Source organism: Streptomyces sp. ActVer (assembly GCF_027270795.1).
In the GTDB taxonomy this organism is placed as follows: domain Bacteria; phylum Actinomycetota; class Actinomycetes; order Streptomycetales; family Streptomycetaceae; genus Streptomyces; species Streptomyces umbrinus_A.
Window position 1 is genome coordinate 1 of the sequence record NZ_JAPWHT010000795.1, and the last position, 2,248, is coordinate 2,248.

4 protein-coding genes are annotated in these 2,248 nt (G+C 71.0%); 2 read left to right on the plus strand and 2 right to left on the minus strand.

The features are described 5' to 3' along the window. Both O3Q52_RS52130 and O3Q52_RS52135 read right to left on the minus strand, forming a co-directional pair. Positions 1-244 (minus strand): DUF6597 domain-containing transcriptional factor (locus O3Q52_RS52130; RefSeq protein WP_332113031.1); only part of this gene is annotated, 244 nt, incomplete at its 3' end. A gap of 314 nt (positions 245-558) precedes the next feature. Beyond that, on the minus strand, positions 559-1,266 hold the full coding sequence (locus tag O3Q52_RS52135) for a GntR family transcriptional regulator (RefSeq protein ID WP_269655401.1): 708 nt from the start codon (positions 1,264-1,266) through the stop codon (positions 559-561). Between the two features lie 172 nt (positions 1,267-1,438). On the opposite strand from O3Q52_RS52135, the gene O3Q52_RS52140 reads away from it, so the two are divergent. Beyond that, positions 1,439-1,978: a YbhB/YbcL family Raf kinase inhibitor-like protein gene (locus tag O3Q52_RS52140; protein WP_269655402.1), complete on the plus strand. Its 540-nt coding sequence runs from the start codon at positions 1,439-1,441 to the stop codon at positions 1,976-1,978. Between the two features lie 8 nt (positions 1,979-1,986). After that, on the plus strand, positions 1,987-2,248 hold a 262-nt coding region (locus O3Q52_RS52145; protein WP_269655403.1), incomplete at its 3' end, for a metal-dependent transcriptional regulator.

Genomic DNA, 2,248 nt, shown 5'->3' on the forward strand with positions numbered 1-2,248 from the left:
CCAGCACGTCGCCCGCGGCACCCTGTCGCAGGCGTACGCCGCAGGTCGGCGCACCGGTCGGCTCCCACAGCACCGGGCCGGTGTCGGGGCCGACAACGAGCGGCGGGCCGTCGCCCAGCCAGACCAGATCGACACAGCCGTCCGGAACCACCCGCTCCGCCCCGTCCACGAGGGTGTCGTTGCGCCACAGACAAGCCACCACCGGCAGCAGCCCGGTCGGCGCACGGAACTCGCGGTAGGTCACGCCATCCACGATAGAACTCCGACTGACTTCGTCCACGCCCACGCCCACATCTTCGCCCACGCCCACATCCACGCCCAGCGGCAGCCTTCACGTCAGTGAGGAACTGCCGGTCCACCACCGCACCCGCCCGCGGCGGCGGACGGTACGGTCCCGTGCGCCGTGGCACCAGCCAGGTTGGGGCCCTCATGTAGCCCGGGGAGGGCTTGTCCGCGGCGGCGTGGCCGCGCAAGGAACAGTCCGTACGGGCGTCGGTGACGGGGAAGAGTGACGGGGAAGACCCAGAGGGACGGCGGCGCTCTACGCCAACCACGGCCTCACCGGCTTCGTTTCGCGGGTTCGTGGTGGGTGGAGTCGGTCAGTCCGGCCGCGGTCTGGGTGAGGTGCTGGGCCAGTACCTCGGCCGCGGTGTCGGCGTCGCGGGCCAGCGCCGCCTCCTCCAGTCGGCGGTGTTCGTCGACGCCGTCCCGGTCGGGGTTGCGGTGTGCCGACCAGCGGCGAGCCAGTTCGCTCGCGGTCCACATCCGGTCGACGGTCTCCAGCAGGACGGGGTTGCCGCAGCCTTCCAACAGGGTGCGGTGGAAGACCCGGTGGGCCTCGGACCATGCGCTGCTGTAGTACCCGCCCTCCTCCGGAACGTATGCCGGAGTGCGCGCCAGACGGTGGTGGGCGGCTCGTACACGGGCCTCCCAGTCGACGTCGCCGCGCTCGACGGACATGCGCAGCACGACCGGTTCGACGGTCCGGCGGGCCTCCGTGATCTCCTGCCAGCGGCTGTCGGAGAAGGACGGGACGGCGAAGCCGCGGTTGGGCAGCCGGTCGGCGAGACCCTCGCCGACCACCCGCACGAGCGCCTCGCGCACGACGGCCAGGCTCACGCCCTGTTCCTTGGCGAGGTCCTGCGGTTTGAGGGCGTGGCCGGGGGCGTACTCCCCGCGCATGATCGCGTCCCGCAGGTGTGCGTAGACCTGCTCGGAGAGCATCTGCTTGCCCGGCGAAGTCGGGGTGTGGGCCGTCTGGGTCATGCCGTCATCGTAGACGATCCAGTAGATAATCGATTATCTGTGTTATCGTCGATTTCATCGTCGGGCGGAAGTCTGCAGGGATCCCTCTGCGCGACGCTGCAGCCCCTTCGTCGGCCGCATCACTGCCGCAACCACCGCCACCCCACAGCACAGCCTGAAAGGAACGACGCGCATGAGCGCCAACGACCCCTTCGCCCGCCTCCCCGAGGCGGCCTCCTTCACCGTTACGAGCACCAACGTCACCGACGGCGCCGCCTGGTCGCCCGAGCAGCTCTCCGGCATGTCCGGCGTCCCCGGCGGGAAGGACGTCTCTCCGCAGTTGTCCTGGAGCGGCGCCCCGGAAGGCACCAAGAGCTACGCCGTCACCGTGTACGACCCCGACGCCCCCACCGGGTCCGGGTTCTGGCACTGGGCGGTCGCCGACATCCCCGCCGCCGTCACCGAGTTGCCCGAGGGCGCCGGCGACGACACCGGCTCGGGCCTTCCCGAGGGCGCCTTCCAACTGCCCAACGACGCACGCGCAGCCCGCTACATCGGCGCCGCCCCACCGGCCGGGCACGGCATGCACCGCTACTTCGTCGTGGTGCATGCCCTCGCCGTCGAGTCCATCGGCGTGGCCGCCGACGCCACGCCGGCGGTCCTCGGGTTCACCATGGCGGGCCACATACTCGGCCGCGCGGTCCTGACCGCCACCGCCGAGACTCCCGCCTGACGAACAGCATGTCCGCACTCATCGACACCACGGAGATGTATCTCCGCACCATCCTGGAGCTCGAAGAGGATGGCGTGGTCCCCCTGCGCGCCCGCATCGCCGAGCGCCTGGACCAGAGTGGGCCCACCGTCAGCCAGACCGCCGCCCGCATGGAGCGTGACGGTCTGCTGCACGTCGCCGGCGACCGGCATCTGGAGCTGACGGAGAAGGGCCGTCGACTGGCCACGCGCGTGATGCGCAAGCACCGGCTCGCGGAGTGGCTGCTCGTCG